The sequence below is a fragment of the Bacteroides sp. AM07-18 genome, from assembly GCF_003602695.1.
GTDB classification, from domain to species: domain Bacteria; phylum Bacteroidota; class Bacteroidia; order Bacteroidales; family Bacteroidaceae; genus Bacteroides; species Bacteroides uniformis.
This window is the reverse complement of sequence record NZ_QTLM01000002.1, coordinates 252,447-267,884: the sequence shown is the minus strand read 5'-3', so window position 1 is coordinate 267,884 and position 15,438 is coordinate 252,447. Positions and strand designations below refer to the sequence as shown.

Below are 15,438 nucleotides of genomic sequence, written 5' to 3'. Positions count from 1 at the left end.
TTGTTGATTGATTTTTTTTGAGCAAAGAATATTCCTATTTAATTGCTGTTATCCTTAAATCATATCTACGGCTACCAGCATCAAGAGCAACATCATACTCTTTCAGTCCTTTTTCAACTGCAATCAGATGTAATTCATCCTTATCCTTTGGGATTATATCTGGACCATAATAAATTGCATTCAAACATCCGACATCTGGAATTGATGCATAATTATTCTCATCCTCTAAGTTATAATACAGCATTCTCCATTCATGTTCATGTTCGTATTCTTTTTGGTCCTTATAAAGATAAGATCGATACCAATATAATTGATTGACTGATATCATGGAAGACAAAAAGTTCAACCAATTTTTATCTCCAACTTGCTTAAAATACTCGTAAGTATGAATATTTCCCTCATCCAATGTAACGTCAGGTCTTAATTCAGTATAAATCACAGGAAAGAGATTTACATCCATTCCCAATGAGTTATATTTAAAAATACATTTTCTAAGATCGTATTCTAATGCAAATCCCTTATACCCATCAGCATATCTATCCCACATATATTTTGACTGTACACTTTCTGTAAAACATGCTATTTTTGCACTATTTCTCGGATTTCTAAAACGCGACTCTTGCTTTTTTATCGCAGACCCAATGTTGTTACAAAAATCCATATATTCATCTGTCAATATTTTATCTATAATTTGTTCATCCGTATATCCACACTCTCTGTAGTAACATATTTGCGTTGCCTTTTCTGCCCTTATATCAGAGGATTTCTGGGTTATATGCGACAATGTTATGCGCAATGCATCCTTTAATGCCTTTTTTAAATCTTCGCGAATTTTGTCTTGATCTATATATAAATATGAATCATACTTATCCGGAAACATTCCTGCATGGCATAATGAAATAGTTCCGGATTTTAATGATTCAATAGTATAACCTTTATCGTCTATTTTACGATATCTAAAAAGTTTTTCTGGAATATTAGGAAGTATCAATTTGTAAATATTACTCCATACATCTGAAGTTGCAGCTTTATCTATATTGAACGGAATATAGGATTGCTCTATAATTTCCTGAAATTGTTTTCTAAAATCTAGCATCTTTAAGTCGTGAATTGTTATATCCTTTTATTTCATTAACTCAATAACATCTTCTGGCAACATTGCATTCCCAGCATCATCTTTCGGAGCACTCTTAAGAAACAGCACCGGAACGATGGTGTAGTTCTTGATAAATAGTAACAAATTAGCTTTACGGAGAAGTTCGCCTGTCAGTTGTTTGCCATTCTCTTGGGTTGTCCATTTGCATTCGTCAACCAGCAGATACTTTTTATCGAGCGATTCTGCCATCACATCAAATTCAACTTGTTCCGGCTTTTTGTCCTCATTGAGAAATGGGTAGCGCCTTGGTTATCGGCATTATGAAGTAACTCATACACAAAATGTGCTTTGTCTTTATAAAGATTCTGGGCGATTTCCAATGCTCCACGATACATAGGATTCTTGAAGATTGTCCAAGCCTCCCGACCTTGTTTACTGAGTACCTTGAAATATAATTCCTCCTCCTGATTCATAACTGCTCCTTGATTTTTCTGATGACGTCTTCCACCTCTTCGGTCATTATTGCACCATTTTCATGATCGCAAGTCGTGAAAAGATTTTCTCCGAGGGTATAACCTATTTCCTCGTAGAATTTTAGTTTACGCTCCCATGAAGCCTTGTATTCCGGAACGACAAGCATTCCCAGATGTTCCCAGATGATTCTATCACCCCATGGGGTTTCAAAGGAAAAGTCGGGAATGCATCGGTGGCCATTTTCTTCCAGTAGTTGCTCGTACTCAAATTCCACCCCAGCATTTACCAATTGGTTTACAATTACAACTTCTGACTTGCTACGCACAAACAGACCTTTCTTGGCTGTTCCATGAATCAGGCCCTCAACATAAGGAATATTAAGACGTTCGGCTCGAACGGAATAGTCAAATAGATTGGTATTTCGTCGCGCGAGCACTGAGGCTTGTGGTTTAGTAAATTCTCTCAACCAACCAATAGAATCTTGAACAAGCAGGACTACACGCTTCTTTGCTCTGGTAAGAGCTGTATATATCAACTCACGACTTAAAATGCGGCCGGTTTTGGGCAATACCACAAAAACCGTATCAAAATCGCTGCCCTGACTTTTATGGATTGTAATAGCGTATGCAAGCTCAATAGCAGCATCCTGGTCTTCCCCTTTATCTCCCCTGAAGCCGAAGGTTTCATGAGGTATGCCAACATACATAACATTGATATGTCCTTTATTTATAGACTTAACAAAGCCTATCTGGCCATTGGAGAGAGGATATTTTTCTTTTGATGGATAGGATTCTCGTAATATATTTTGAAGTTGAATGACTTTATCATTCTTATATATCTTCTGGGTTCCGATTTCCTGATAATCCCCTTTGCGATTGATATTATTTCCAACCCATGACTGAAGATAGGAATTCAGTTGATATGTACCCCATGCGGGATTTATTACTGGAGCAAGAATCTGAAGATTTTCGAGCGCTGCCGGATCTGACTCAAGCGATTTTAAGTCGTCAATACCTATTTTTTGCTTCAAGGATTCTGGCAGTTCGACATCGGAACAAGCGAGTTCCTTGCAAATTGCATCCCTAAGGATTTGAGGCAGATCCTTTTCATCGTTCCAGTAATAAACTGAAAGATCGCCTTTGAGATTCTTGCTTTCGATTTTCCAAAATATTTCATCGGCAAATTTCTCCGGTTTGTTTCCACTGAACCAAGAGGCCAAAGTCAAGACATCTGAATCTCCACTGGCTATTGTGCGCACAACGGTGCGGAGATAGGTAATGGCAGATTTCAGATTGGCGTCCGCGTCATCACAATTAAGATAATGGCATAAATCCGAGAAAGCCCTGCCCGGACCTATCGGAGGTAGCTGATAGGGGTCTCCGATAAGTATTATTCGGTTTATGAACTTCAGGTCAAGCGACATAATAAGCGCATGAAACGTGTCGGTAGTTAGCATCGAACATTCATCAATGATTATATTCTTAGCACGTGAGTATTTGCGCGAGTCTTCAGTTAGACGCGGTTTCATGTTTTCAAAATCGAAGGCGCCGAGACTGGCAAGAAACTGAGCTACGGTTTTTGAACTCACATTTTCGGCCATATTACTGAGCCTTACTCTCGCCTTTCCAGTGGGAGCCAGCAGCAGAACGCCTTCTGCTTTTATCTTGTCAGAACAGAGAAAGGATCTCACTACGGTAGTCTTACCGGTACCTGCGCCTCCCGTGAGAACTGAAAGGCGCTTTTTGTCCATCATTTCAAGAGCTTTGGCCTGCTGCTCAGTAGCCTGTTGACTGCGCTCGTTTGTAGGATCATAATTCTTGTCTGACATAGCGAGGGATAGCCAGTCCTCACCGGTAGGCTTCTTAACATCTCTCTTTGCTCTTTCTCGTAGCACTTTCCGAAGAAACTCCTCCATTTGATAATATTCCTTGAGTTGGATAGCAGTAGGGTTCTCATCAGGAACATAATCGAAGGATACTTCAAAAAACTGGCGATGTGTGAGAAGTATGTTTTTCGGGAGGCGAGCTTTGTCTTCTTCCGTCATTATGTCGCGCAGATAGTCCTCCATCTCTTTTATTGACACAAGGGTATCACCATCTGTTAGAACGGAATAAAGCCTTTCAACGACTAATGATCTAAGGCGTCGAGTATCCAAAATGGACTCCGCTGCGAACGGAGGCACTGGAACATTATCACCCTGAATTGTTGGGTCGGGGAAGGCTCCAAGATCAATTGTACGCGTTGAAACTTTCTCTATAAAATTCCGAGCGCACCATTCGCTGATGAGGTATGGATTGCTTAGTATATCAGACTCTACATCATCTATAAAATGCTCAATAACATCGGATTCAAGTTCAAATCTGGATAAAGTGATAAGACGCTCACGTACATTACTTGTTTGGCCCTCCCAACTTATTCGATACGTAGGAAGAGACGAGTTGTAAACAGCACTATCAACTTTGATTTCCTTATTTAGCAACTTTTCAAAATGCCCCCAGGGATTGTCTTTCGGTCCACATCCTTTTTTTCGCAGGTCGCTTTCAATCAGATTGCCATAATCTATTCCCAGCGCTTTAAGTGCTGAAGCGAATGAAGGGAAGGGAGTGATTTGTTTCTTGACATGCTCAATACGGGCATCAATCCACCTGAGTTGACATTGCCATCCCTCGATTGAGCCAGCCAAGCCATGTCGAATTACTGCCTCCAACGAACGCCGAGCAGCTTCAAGAATCAATAGCATTGAATGATTGCTTATAAAATCACAACCATATGATAGTTCATCAAATATCTTTCCGCTACTGTCAAATTTATCCAGCGATAATTTGATCTCATCAAGAGCCTGTATCTTTGACAGACCCTTCCCTTGGAATATATTCTCATCCAACTCCAGATATTCTTTATAGGGGAGAATGAAGCCGCGAGATTCTTTCAGGTCTGGGCGAATGGAATGAGAGAACATTATCTCCCATAAGGGATATGTATAATCGGCAGTTGTTTCGTAGTCTTGAACACCACAATTTTTTACTATATCCCCCATTCCCACAATCATTCGTAAACCTTCATCGTCAATCGGATTGCCTTTCTTACAATAAAAGACGCATATCGATTCCTCGGTTATCTCTGAGCTGAACCATTTAAGCACATCATACAATCGCTCAGGATTATAAACCCAAGCCGAACCGAAAGGTGCACTTTCGGCAGGGCGAAATTCAGGATGCTCCTTGCTAAGGTCTTTCTGTGCATCCATATTCAAGTAACGGAATGGTATTCCAAGAGCTGAATAAGCTGGTATCATTACTTTTGTAGGTAATAACTTAGAATGTGGATTGTCTGAATTCCAAGCATATATGTGAATAAATTCACGCTCATAAGCCTTGTAATTCATGAATCCCCCATTCTCTCCAGCACAAGCAGGACGTTCTTTTGTAGTTAATTTAGACCAGTCGATTCCACACGACAACTGCTCACAATCTACTTTTGAGTTGACAATATTAGGTAGTTGTTTACAGAATGTATTACAACGAGGATTTGCACATACATGCGAATTCCAACCATTGTCGTGCCAAGGTACTCGAACAGATATATGTTTCATTTTTTTAATCTTTTTACAATGTTAAATTATTGTTATGCAAAATCATTATTACAATTATAAACTCATCTAACTGAAACTACTCCATCTTACATCGCTCATCCAACACTCCGGCAAACATATCCATCTCTCTCTTGGAAATCCCCAATCGTGTTGCCAATTCTCGCCATCCTTTTATAGCTTCAGTTACCTCAACAACAATCTTTTCTGCTGTTGTACGGTTTAGCATATAGTCTTCGCAAGCATCCAGCAAAATACCCAGTTCTGCCTTATTGGAGGTTGATGAGACAAGCAGACTCTGATACTCATTCAAAGTAGGGTTCATGTCATATGCAGGAGAAAGCGTCCAACCTTTTGCAGTCAAAAGAAAACCATGATTACGGAAATGATCATCGCTATTACCAATGCAGATATTGAAAGCCACACGGCGATAGAGTTCCTGCAGATTCTCTTCCACATTCGTGCAGTTCTGGATTATGAAATCGACTATATCCAGATAACCATGCCCTGTAGTTGCATTGTCACCGTCATTGAGTCCCAATAAAGTCATTGCAGAAGCAAAGTGAATCCGTTTCCCCTCTTGGGTTCTGTCGAAGCGTTGAGAAAGCAACGTGTGATATTTCTTTCCTGTTGCCAGCACTTTGGTCTTTGCGGCATTTATACCGGCTTTTGCAGCAAGAAGGTGACTGAAATGCTCCCAAAGTCCGGCATCATAATCATCCTTGCGAGAAGGGAACTTGGCTATATAAAGCGTTTTATCCGTGTCTATCACACTGGCTTTAGGTCTTGCACCTCCCAATGAAGAACCGGGCTGCACGAGTTGGGCAACCCATTTCCTGTCAGGCAGGACATTCCCCTCTTCACTTTTCTCAATTTCCGCACTGGCCGCAATCAACTCCCTTATATCCGCCAGAGGTGGGATTTTCAACAACTCACTTACATTTATAAATCCTCCGTCTTTTAACTCCTTGAAACGGAAAGCACCCATTCGGGAAAAGTCATCGATACCAGTCAAAAAATCGAAAGAAGATAGTCTCCGTACCGGTCGCCCCTCTTCCATCGCAGCAATCTGCTCACGTCGCAACAACAGCGTTCGTCCCCAACGATCCGGCAAAGCATCCGAGAAACATCCGAATATATCTTTCTCCGGTTGCGTATATTGCTGTCCCGGATAATTATTGAGGTCATCACTCAGAAATAAATCTCCGTGTTTCTTCAGCCATTCATCGCTGAAGGTAAAGCAATAGCTGTCCGAGCCACGAAGAGATTCATAGCCTAACTCGCCAACGAGTTCTGTCTCGTTGAGCCAGTCAAAATCGGCATAAACATATAACATCTTCATCGTTTACTCCTTTTTTGAGGCACGTTCCCTTGTCTTCAAACTCAAATCCTGCAAGGCTTTTCCCAATTTATCTTCTTTGGCTAGCCACAGAATATCATCGTCCAGTTGCAGAGCATAGAGCACTCGCAAATAAATTCCGATTGCCACAGTCGGCGCACCTTTCTCTATTCGGGACACAGTCAACGGAGAACAGGTGGCACGTTCTGCCACCTGAGCTACGCTCAAATTCCTGCGCAAGCGAGCCAGTTTAATCTGCTCTCCCACAACTGACATTTTCTGCTCCAACTTTCGGGGCAACTTGGTTCCCATTGTATTCTTTGTCATATTAACTCATCATATAATATGCAAAGATACTACTTTATATCTATTTAATGATGTATTGCGGACGCAAAAATCACAAATTCAAAAGATACGACTATTAAATACTGATTTTGCTACCAAAATAGAGATTTCAAAGAAGCAGACTTCTACCTTTATCTATGATTATTTCCAAGATAAAAGCCAGCTTCTTCAATTTAAGCATCACTCGATGGGCTTCACCAATTCTTCATCCTGCCATTCCGCAAGAGAAACAATCGCATTGTATTGCTCCAAAGTCAAATCCGATTCACTATCGTCTGAGCATTCGTATTCCCACGGCAGTTCGTAAACAGTACCTTCTTCCTGATAACCCATATAGTTATGGTACGTATTAGGAATTAACCGCACATAATCTTCTTCGCGCAGAATCCTCAAAAGTTTCTCGGCATCACGAATCAATAATGGCACTCCGACCTTATATAGAGCAGTGGCAACCTCAATGGCCAGCTCGACATTTGCCGAGTAGCTATTAGAAACAACTATCATCCAACCCTGCTGTGGCACCTTCGATGCAATGATGTTCAAGCGCGAAAACCCCAACTCGCCATAGTGGTCTGTTGCAAACCGTATAAAATCCTCCGGGCTGTCAATGTCATAGAGTTTATCTACATCTACGAATTTCACTCGTTTGTAATAGACTACATCTCGCAGTTCTTCCGGGATATTCGGTTGTTCTTCGTAGAGACGGTTTCCAATACTTCGCTTCCGGTAGTATGCCTCATAAGCCTCGTTAGCGATACGATAATATGTGCAATATTGCCGAATGGTCATAGTCTTCAGATGAAGTGCGGAATGTTCCTTCGCAGAATCCTCCAAAGCCTTTATCGCTGTTTCCCGATCTTCCACATTAATCTTAAAGCTCGGAGCTATCCTATTGAGTTCCTTTCGTGCAATCCGCCCAATCCGTTGCTGGCACGGCAGATTGTGCGCCACATAGTCGTTGAACCCATCAGGATTTGCAACAATAACATCAACCAGCCTCTGCAAATAGCAGAAAAGTCGGGCAAGGGAATCCTGATACCATCCGTCATCTGATTCTCCGTCGGCACAAGAGGAGCGATTTGTTATGACGAAATGCGCATGTTTTCGGTCTGTAATGCGAATCGACCGGAACTCTTCGTATTTATAAGAGGTAACATGAAACCACTGCGTTTCCGTTGGATTGAACGCAAGCCAGTCCGCAAGGAAGGCTTCTTTGCTTTGATACTCTCCCGAAGCAATCAGTTCCTCGACATCACCCCATTCCTCTGGAGTGGGTCGCGGTACCACAATGTAGAAGCCACGGTATTCATCATCCCCCATTACGGTAAGTTGCTCGAACTGATGCTGAATTTCAACTAGACGTTCCAGCATATTGCCGCTAACTGTGATTTCACAATGACGCATTTCACCCATTGCTTCTATATGCGAAGCGTTCAAGCCAACCTCATTTGCCAAATCAATAAAGAGTTTTCTATCTATTATTCTTTCATCCATTGCTTAATGCTCATTAAATTTCAACATGCTTTTTCGGATCAAACCCATTCACAATGTGCTCATTCGCAAAAATATATCCCATCTGATTACAGATTACTTTTGTACTACCAATCTCTGTGTCTATATTGGTATGTGAATGTCCATAAATCCAAATATCTATCCGACTGTTGGCAATCCAATCACCATATTCGCTAGCAAATGCACTATTCAGTACGGAGTTCTTGTGCTGTGGATCAATCACCTCCAAAGTAGGCAAATGATGAGTAACCACCACAATATGACCAGCCGTGCTCTCTTCGACACTTTTCCGGATAAAATCAATACAGGTCTCATGCATCCGATTGAATTCCTCTACCTGTAGCAATTTTCCGTCAAATTTGATTTGGCGAAAGTCATTCATACCTTTCCACACGAAATACTCGTCATTCGGGTTAATCCGTGACCATAGCGTACTCAGGACAAAATCGGTATCATCGATACGGATTACCTGATTCTGATAGAACCCTACATTCTCACGGAACATCCACTTCCATTGTAGCCCTCGTTCCATCACGTCCGAATAATTATAGTATTCGTGATTGCCGGGAACAATCAGAACCTGCCTGTAATTATCCGAAGCCCATTTCCAGAATTTCATCATAGGAGCTATTCTATCCCTAAGATAGAATATATCTCCAGCCAAAACCAGCACGTCACCGGTAACAGGTAATTCATTATGCTTTAAATATCTGCTGTTCTCCCTGAACTCCAGATGTAAATCGCTCATGTATTGTATCTTCATTGCTCTTTCATTTTTAATTGTTCAACTTGTTTTTCAATAATTATCTTCATCTGTGCAAATGAAACCGGCATAAAGTTGTTGTTATCAACACCTACGTCATATTGTGTAGGATAGAGATACTGAAGCCGGGCTGCATCAATTCCAGTGTTATTCTTCCTCGTATGCACATGGCCGAACAGTTGCCATACATCTTTATAGCCGCCATCAAAGCACAGAAACGGATAGTGATTCAAATATATCTTCTGTTTATCCACTTCTATATGCATCTGCATGGTCACATGCTCAAACCTATCGACATACCCCTGCCTCAAGTTCTTTAAATCATGGTTGCCGAGAATCAGATATATCTTGCCATTCAATCTATCAAGAATTTTAGTCCATTCAGCTGAACCGCCCAGACAGAAATCACCCAAGTGAAAAACAGTATCATCCAAGCCAACTGTATTATTCCAATTGGAGATAATCGTTTCATTCATCATTTCCACATCCTCAAAAGGTCTGTTGCAGAAACGAATGATATTTCCGTGATAAAAGTGGGTATCAGATGTAAAAAATACCTTACTGCCATCAAATTTATAATTCATTTCTTCTCAATTTATGTGCATCGCTGCACGTTAATAATCTGTTTGTCAATCACCCATCAGACGGAAATGACAGAAAAGCATCGTAAGATAACTGTCACAAATGGGTATAAAAACAAAATAGTTGGAAAGTTCGGTAAAGACTCTCCAACTATTCAGTTTATATTTTCAATCAGGGGTAGAATAAACTACACCATGCTATGTTCTTCGTTGGAAAGTATTTATAATACAAGGTTCAATGCCAAAGACATGAACACACAGTACAGATTCAGGGCGTTTGTTACCCCAAATTGTGACCTTCGATAATATGTTCATGCTATTTCTTTGCATTGTTAGTTTTTATATCGTTTCAAACTCAGCGCAAAATTAGCAAATAAATTCCATATCACACATCGCTTTCTGAGAAAATCCACGTAACCTTTTGCCTATATGCCGCATAATAAAAACTGAACCTATGCAATTAATACACAGATTCAGTTCCTTATCATTTAGCTCACTCCATTGATTCCCGAATAATCCGCCGAGTCTCTTTCTTATACTCCTTGCGGTCATATTCGAATCCCCTGCACATCCAACAGCTACACGGAGTACCTGTTGTTTTGTAAACTTGTGCCCATTTCTCTTTTGCCAATTCAAACCAACGGGGATGCTCATAATAGCTTCCATCCTCACGAATGATGCAATGACCATAAGCGGCATAAAGAATCATGCGAGCCTTAAACACACGAGCCATTTGTTGGCGTCTCCAAAATTTGTTTCTTTTGTCCATCGTCTCTTTCTATTAAAGTTAGGATGAACGATGATGTTACTTTGGTGAGACTTAATATATCCATAGAATTATACTTTTAATAATCAAATTATTGCAGCTGTATATCATTCTTAATCTTCCATCTGATTAGAGAGAATCTTCATCATCCTCTTCCTCAAAACCTTCTGATGCATTTGCTATCAGTGCCTTCCCTATTTCCAATTGTAGGTATTTCGGAAGACGAAGCAGTTTTGCCATAAGATGGCTATAAGTGAACTCTACTTTAGTGTCGAGTATTGGTTCTTCTTCTATGCTCGTATCAATTTTCTTAACAGCATCAGCATCTTTAATAAAGTCGGAAAAGTCTGGCTTCTCCATCCAATTTTCTATCATACCGTCATGTTTGATTCTTAAACGGATATAATCCCCACAATCATCCGCCTCCGGAATTAAGCCATTAGGTACATAATCGGTAATTTTACATATTACCTTTTTATCTTTATCAAGCAAGAAATAGGTTCCGCTATCACATACCTTAGCTTGAAGATATAAAGTTCCATATTCTGGTTTCCAATCAAGAAGTTTATGAACTTTCAAGTCAATTATGCCAGACCACATCCCTTTAGAAACCAAAGGATACTTGTTTTCATATAGCTCACCAAGCCAATCATCTGTATAGCTACACATTTCCTCATTGTATGGGAAGTATATCACCAGATAGTGAGCCACCTCATTCAAATTCTGTTCTTCAATTCCAACTAATATCTGTTTTGCCATAATCAAAATTTTTAAATAGTAGTCAACAGACTCACATCAACATCAGGAATGATAACGTCCGCAAGCCTGTCTTCGACAAGGAATCCCATATACAACGGAATGGTGAGTATATCTCCCTCACGTCCTACATTATATTGCCCCAACTTGATTGCATTCTTGACATGATACACATCCTTATTTTTAAGAATGGTAGCCATACTTTTTGCCTTACCGGTCTTAGCCTTGACTTCAAGGATGACGCATTCGCCTTTGAACCTTACCAAGAAGTCCAGTTCAAGCCCACTGTCCTTATGGAAATAGTATAGCTTCTGTCCGGACTTACACAGGAAATCCGCCATGAGGTTCTCAAAGATAGCTCCCTTATATCCAAGAAGATTCCCCTTCAATATATCAGCCTGAGTGCCATAGTCGAGCATTGCTACAAGGACACCTATGTCAGTAGTGTACACTTTGAAACAATCTTTGATGGAATTGCCCTCCAACGGCAGTTCCGTAATCTGCGTGTTATAGCACCTACGGACTATTCCGGCATCCTCCAACCATTGAATGCTACCGATGTATTGAGAAGACCTTCCTCCCTTTTTGACTATGGAATATTGGAATTTCTTATTCTCCTTGGCTAATTGCTTCGGAATGGATTCAAAACATTCACGGATATTAGATTTGTCCGCATCATCTGCATATTTAACCATATCCTCTTCGTATCCGGCAATAAGATTACGCTGCTTCTTATATATGAGTTCGATATTCTTGGTTTCAAGGAAGCAATTCACCACTTCCGGCAGCCCTCCTACAATAACATATCTGTATAGCAGCTCCATCATTGCCTTGTGAATCCCATCGGGAACAGCCTTTTCGTTCTCAAAACATGATTTGACAGAATCGATAACAGCCTCACCGATTCCGTTTGCCCATAGAAATTCCTCAAAATCCAATGGGTACATATCAATTACGGTTTCATATCCGACAGGAACAGAATCTTGCCCGACATCCTCTTTCTTTTTCTTGCTTTGACCATAGCCTTTCACTCCTAAAAGAGAACCTGTGGCAATAACATCAAAACGTCCGTCTATATAAAATGACTTCAAGGCTGTCCTTGCTTCCTTACATTCCTGAATCTCGTCAAGGATAATGCAGGTTTTCCCTTCAATGAACCGACTGCCTTGAATCAAAGCAGAGAGGTTGAGAATGATGGTATCGACATCTATATTGCCAGTAAAGGCAGACTTCTTGTCAGGTTCAAGAATGAAGTTCATATAGACCACACTTTCATAATTCTCCCTTGCGAATTTCTGGACAATATATGCCTTCCCGCACTGGCGAATACCTTTTATCACAAGGGGCTTTCTGCCCTCGGCCTCTTTCCAATTAGCTAAATATGTTTCTATTTTCCTTTTAAGCATAACGCAATCTTATTCTTTCCGCTACAAAATTACACTTTTTCGAGCGAATAAACCAAGGTTAAATACATTTTTTCAAGCGAATAAATCGAATTTAGTTACACTTTTTCCAACGAATCATCCCTATTACACAACATTTTTTCAAGCGAATCACAGCATAAATTATCGAAACCAACTTTACTTTATCTCCGTATTCATATATACGTTCATTAAAGTAAAGCTAACAAAGGGGAGAAAAAGAGATAGCTTCGCCCAAACCAAGCCGAACCAGACCTATAGACTTTCTCTTTTGGCTGCAAAATATGAGCAATCTAAGTATGAAGATTGAGCAAAATACAACTCCAAGCAAAGCAATACTCACCTCCTACCAGGTCACAAGAAAACAACCCGGAAATCTGTGAATCTGTCTTCCATTTTGCAGCCTGAACCGGCGAAATAATCCCCGATATACCTTATCTTTGCGAAGCGGAGGTTTCGAGGCGAAAGAGAGCGATTTTCCCCATTTTCCCTCTGTTTTGAGACTGGCAACGAAGAAAAGTGTTAAATCTTCGATTTTTGACGAAAAAACAAGTAATTTTTTGAGCAGTCTATCTTTTAAGCCATAAACTACTGATAATCAATTAGCATAATATGCTGCATCGGCAAGTAAAGCTAATCATATATACCCAGTTATCCCCAAAACAAAACGATGAGAGATTTTCCTTTATAGATAGCTTAGGATGTTCAGTTCTCCTATCTCCCATTTCAAAACAAAGGCTGTCCATTATCTAATATGTGACAGCCTTTCTATGAAAGTTTTCTTCAGATAAATATCATACTTTTTTCATAAACTCCTTCGGTGTTTTTCCAAAATACTCCTTATACCTGCCTCTGAAGTTTTTCATATTTCGCATACCCACCATTTCAGCAACCATAGTCACAGAAAATTTTCCGCTTTCCAAAAGTTCCCGTGCCTTCTCCATCCTGATTCTCGAAATCAAATATTTGGGTGCTTCTCCCGTCAACAACTTCCACTTATTATAAAAGGTTGTCCGGCTCATGCACATCCTGGAGGCAATATCATCTACTGTCAAATCCTCTTTATCCATATTCTCCATAATGTAAAGCTTCACTTCATTCAAAAATGCCAGATTGGCATCCTGCTGAGCCCGCTCCATAGGTTTCGTTAAAAAATCTTCTCCAAAAACTTTCTGAAGAAATGTCTTCCGAAGAAAACGGCTATTATTTATCAATATGGATATTTCCACTTTAAGGTCCTCCAGATTAAAGGGCTTACATACAAAGAGATCAGCCTGAGAAGAACAACGCTTTTCCCGCCGTTTCACATCAATGTGCGCCCCCATCAATATCACCGGAATAAAGGAGGTGTCCCTCGACGTCTTCAGTTTAGAAGAAAGTTCCTCACCGCTCATACCTTTCAACATGATATCACAAATCACCAAATCCGGATACTCTTCACATATTACCTCCAATGCTTCCTGACCGTCATCAAAGCTCCTCACTACAAAACATTCCGATAAACGTTTCTCAAGATAATCCTTGAATCCCTTGTCATTATCAGCAAGTATCACTAAAGGTCTATCCATATTTTTTTTCTTCGAGAAACCATGGAAAGCCATTTCCGATTCATTCACCTGAAAAGTGTCCGGAATATTTAAGGATGTATACACCCCCGAAACCGCACACGAACATCTTATGGGAAATCGAAGCAGAGCCTCCTTTTCCAAAGTCAGTATTTTCCCGTCACACATATTCATCAACTTGTCAAAAAACACACCGCCCATGCCATACTGCTTGCCATGCAGAGGTCGCAGAATAGGAAGCCGCGACGAGTACCATCTGCAACATTTCAGAAATCGCTTGTTGCCTGTATCCTTAATCCTGATTGCCCAGTAATCTCCCTTCAACGAAACCTGCATCGAGAGGTGCGTTTCCGGCAGAGAACACTCGATGGCACTCAATACAAACCGGTCGATAACCGGAGATATCTTTCCCGGATCAAACCAAGCGCTTGCATAGTCAAAATCCGGAACCAAATCCAGCTTCATCTGCAACCCATCCACATGAGACTGTAAAAAAGACACTTTCTTCCTCATAAATGCGCCGATTTCATGTTCTGCAACTACCAGGCTACCAGAATTGCCAAATAGTCGTTTCAACTCCATTAACGCTATCAAGTGCTGCTCCAGCCCGCCTATATGATGAAGTGCAACTGCCAGTTCCTTCTTTATGTCTTCCGGACAGTCTCCTTCGTAAACTGCCCCTAACGGTGTCTTAATCAAAGAAATGGGATTACGTATGTTTTGAAAGGTATCAATGAAATACTGATTTCCCTCTTTCAGTAAATCTCTTTCTTCACTGATACAGAGCAAATGGAACAAAAGCCAACATAATATACAGATTCCACTAGCCACTATTGGCAGAACAGACCAGGGAACCTTATAATATACGCCGATGGACAGCAGGAAAATGAATAATGACACTACTATTATTATTATCGATAAATGTTTCATACTATTATAAGTTTAAGTAATAATGATTCGTACTAATATATACCCGAGTTTTCAGTCAATAACAGGATAATCCCAAGTATGTCATCAGGAGGCGGTCTAATGGGGGAACGGCAGGTTCCTTGAATCATCGAATTCACCTTACCAACCCTCGTTTGCTAGCAGAGCCTGCATTCCGTCCACCTGCATTTCATACCCAGCAACTCTCTAAACCATTCATTTCCCATGCCCAACATATCTTTAAATATCAATACAACATTCTGCTTATCCAAGATAGCTCCAATCAATTATTCTCAAACAAAAT

The 15,438-nt window shown here is 40.5% G+C and carries 12 protein-coding genes and 1 pseudogene; all 13 read right to left on the bottom strand.

What is annotated here, in order from left to right; genetic code table 11:
* Positions 1 to 34 precede the first annotated feature (34 nt).
* The 13 genes and pseudogenes from DW096_RS04675 to DW096_RS04615 all read right to left on the bottom strand — a co-directional run bounded on the left by DW096_RS04675 (position 35) and on the right by DW096_RS04615 (position 15,137).
* Positions 35 to 1,096, bottom strand: a complete 1,062-nt coding sequence (locus DW096_RS04675; RefSeq protein ID WP_032591964.1) for a DUF2971 domain-containing protein — start codon at positions 1,094 to 1,096, stop codon at positions 35 to 37.
* Positions 1,097 to 1,123: 27 nt separating this feature from the next.
* Positions 1,124 to 1,387: pseudogene (locus DW096_RS04670) on the bottom strand (ATP-binding protein); the annotation flags it as partial.
* Positions 1,345 to 1,569: a hypothetical protein gene (locus DW096_RS04665; protein WP_032575778.1), complete on the bottom strand. Its 225-nt coding sequence runs from the start codon at positions 1,567 to 1,569 to the stop codon at positions 1,345 to 1,347. The pseudogene DW096_RS04670 and the gene DW096_RS04665, both read right to left, overlap by 43 nt.
* Complete coding sequence (locus DW096_RS04660; protein ID WP_080767452.1) at positions 1,566 to 5,162, bottom strand: ATP-dependent RecD-like DNA helicase; 3,597 nt, start codon at positions 5,160 to 5,162, stop codon at positions 1,566 to 1,568. The genes DW096_RS04665 and DW096_RS04660 overlap by 4 nt, the downstream gene beginning before the upstream one ends.
* 76 nt (positions 5,163 to 5,238) lie before the next feature.
* Positions 5,239 to 6,501, bottom strand: a complete 1,263-nt coding sequence (locus tag DW096_RS04655; protein WP_021862425.1) for a type II toxin-antitoxin system HipA family toxin — start codon at positions 6,499 to 6,501, stop codon at positions 5,239 to 5,241.
* A 3-nt stretch (positions 6,502 to 6,504) separates the two neighbouring features.
* Positions 6,505 to 6,825: a helix-turn-helix domain-containing protein gene (locus DW096_RS04650; RefSeq protein ID WP_021862424.1), complete on the bottom strand. Its 321-nt coding sequence runs from the start codon at positions 6,823 to 6,825 to the stop codon at positions 6,505 to 6,507.
* A 198-nt stretch (positions 6,826 to 7,023) separates the two neighbouring features.
* Positions 7,024 to 8,337, bottom strand: a complete 1,314-nt coding sequence (locus tag DW096_RS04645) for a hypothetical protein (RefSeq protein ID WP_021862423.1) — start codon at positions 8,335 to 8,337, stop codon at positions 7,024 to 7,026.
* A gap of 13 nt (positions 8,338 to 8,350) precedes the next feature.
* Positions 8,351 to 9,118, bottom strand: a complete 768-nt coding sequence (locus tag DW096_RS04640) for a metallophosphoesterase (protein ID WP_024987109.1) — start codon at positions 9,116 to 9,118, stop codon at positions 8,351 to 8,353.
* A complete protein-coding gene (locus tag DW096_RS04635; RefSeq protein WP_021862421.1) occupies positions 9,115 to 9,702 on the bottom strand; it encodes a metallophosphoesterase in 588 nt (195 codons plus the stop codon). Before DW096_RS04635 ends, DW096_RS04640 begins: the two co-directional genes overlap by 4 nt.
* Before the next feature lie 490 nt (positions 9,703 to 10,192).
* On the bottom strand, positions 10,193 to 10,468 hold the full coding sequence (locus DW096_RS04630; protein ID WP_021862420.1) for a hypothetical protein: 276 nt from the start codon (positions 10,466 to 10,468) through the stop codon (positions 10,193 to 10,195).
* A 126-nt stretch (positions 10,469 to 10,594) separates the two neighbouring features.
* Positions 10,595 to 11,224 (bottom strand): hypothetical protein, encoded by a 630-nt coding sequence (locus DW096_RS04625; RefSeq protein ID WP_021862419.1) that lies wholly within the window; start codon positions 11,222 to 11,224, stop codon positions 10,595 to 10,597.
* A gap of 11 nt (positions 11,225 to 11,235) precedes the next feature.
* Entirely contained in the window at positions 11,236 to 12,627 is a 1,392-nt protein-coding gene (locus DW096_RS04620) for an ATP-binding protein (RefSeq protein WP_032575773.1), read from the bottom strand.
* Between the two features lie 809 nt (positions 12,628 to 13,436).
* Positions 13,437 to 15,137 (bottom strand): response regulator, encoded by a 1,701-nt coding sequence (locus DW096_RS04615; RefSeq protein ID WP_057281773.1) that lies wholly within the window; start codon positions 15,135 to 15,137, stop codon positions 13,437 to 13,439.
* Between the last annotated feature and the right edge of the window lie 301 nt (positions 15,138 to 15,438).

Excerpts from the sequence above, each read along its gene's own strand:
- DW096_RS04675 (WP_032591964.1), bottom strand. The coding sequence starts at position 1,096 with ATGCTAGATTTTAGAAAACAATTTCAGGAAATTATAGAGCAATCCTAT.
- DW096_RS04665 (WP_032575778.1), bottom strand. The coding sequence starts at position 1,569 with ATGAATCAGGAGGAGGAATTATATTTCAAGGTACTCAGTAAACAAGGT.
- DW096_RS04660 (WP_080767452.1), bottom strand. The coding sequence starts at position 5,162 with ATGAAACATATATCTGTTCGAGTACCTTGGCACGACAATGGTTGGAAT.
- DW096_RS04655 (WP_021862425.1), bottom strand. The coding sequence starts at position 6,501 with ATGAAGATGTTATATGTTTATGCCGATTTTGACTGGCTCAACGAGACA.
- DW096_RS04650 (WP_021862424.1), bottom strand. The coding sequence starts at position 6,825 with ATGACAAAGAATACAATGGGAACCAAGTTGCCCCGAAAGTTGGAGCAG.
- DW096_RS04645 (WP_021862423.1), bottom strand. The coding sequence starts at position 8,337 with ATGGATGAAAGAATAATAGATAGAAAACTCTTTATTGATTTGGCAAAT.
- DW096_RS04640 (WP_024987109.1), bottom strand. The coding sequence starts at position 9,118 with ATGAAGATACAATACATGAGCGATTTACATCTGGAGTTCAGGGAGAAC.
- DW096_RS04635 (WP_021862421.1), bottom strand. The coding sequence starts at position 9,702 with ATGAATTATAAATTTGATGGCAGTAAGGTATTTTTTACATCTGATACC.
- DW096_RS04630 (WP_021862420.1), bottom strand. The coding sequence starts at position 10,468 with ATGGACAAAAGAAACAAATTTTGGAGACGCCAACAAATGGCTCGTGTG.
- DW096_RS04625 (WP_021862419.1), bottom strand. The coding sequence starts at position 11,224 with ATGGCAAAACAGATATTAGTTGGAATTGAAGAACAGAATTTGAATGAG.
- DW096_RS04620 (WP_032575773.1), bottom strand. The coding sequence starts at position 12,627 with ATGCTTAAAAGGAAAATAGAAACATATTTAGCTAATTGGAAAGAGGCC.
- DW096_RS04615 (WP_057281773.1), bottom strand. The coding sequence starts at position 15,137 with ATGAAACATTTATCGATAATAATAATAGTAGTGTCATTATTCATTTTC.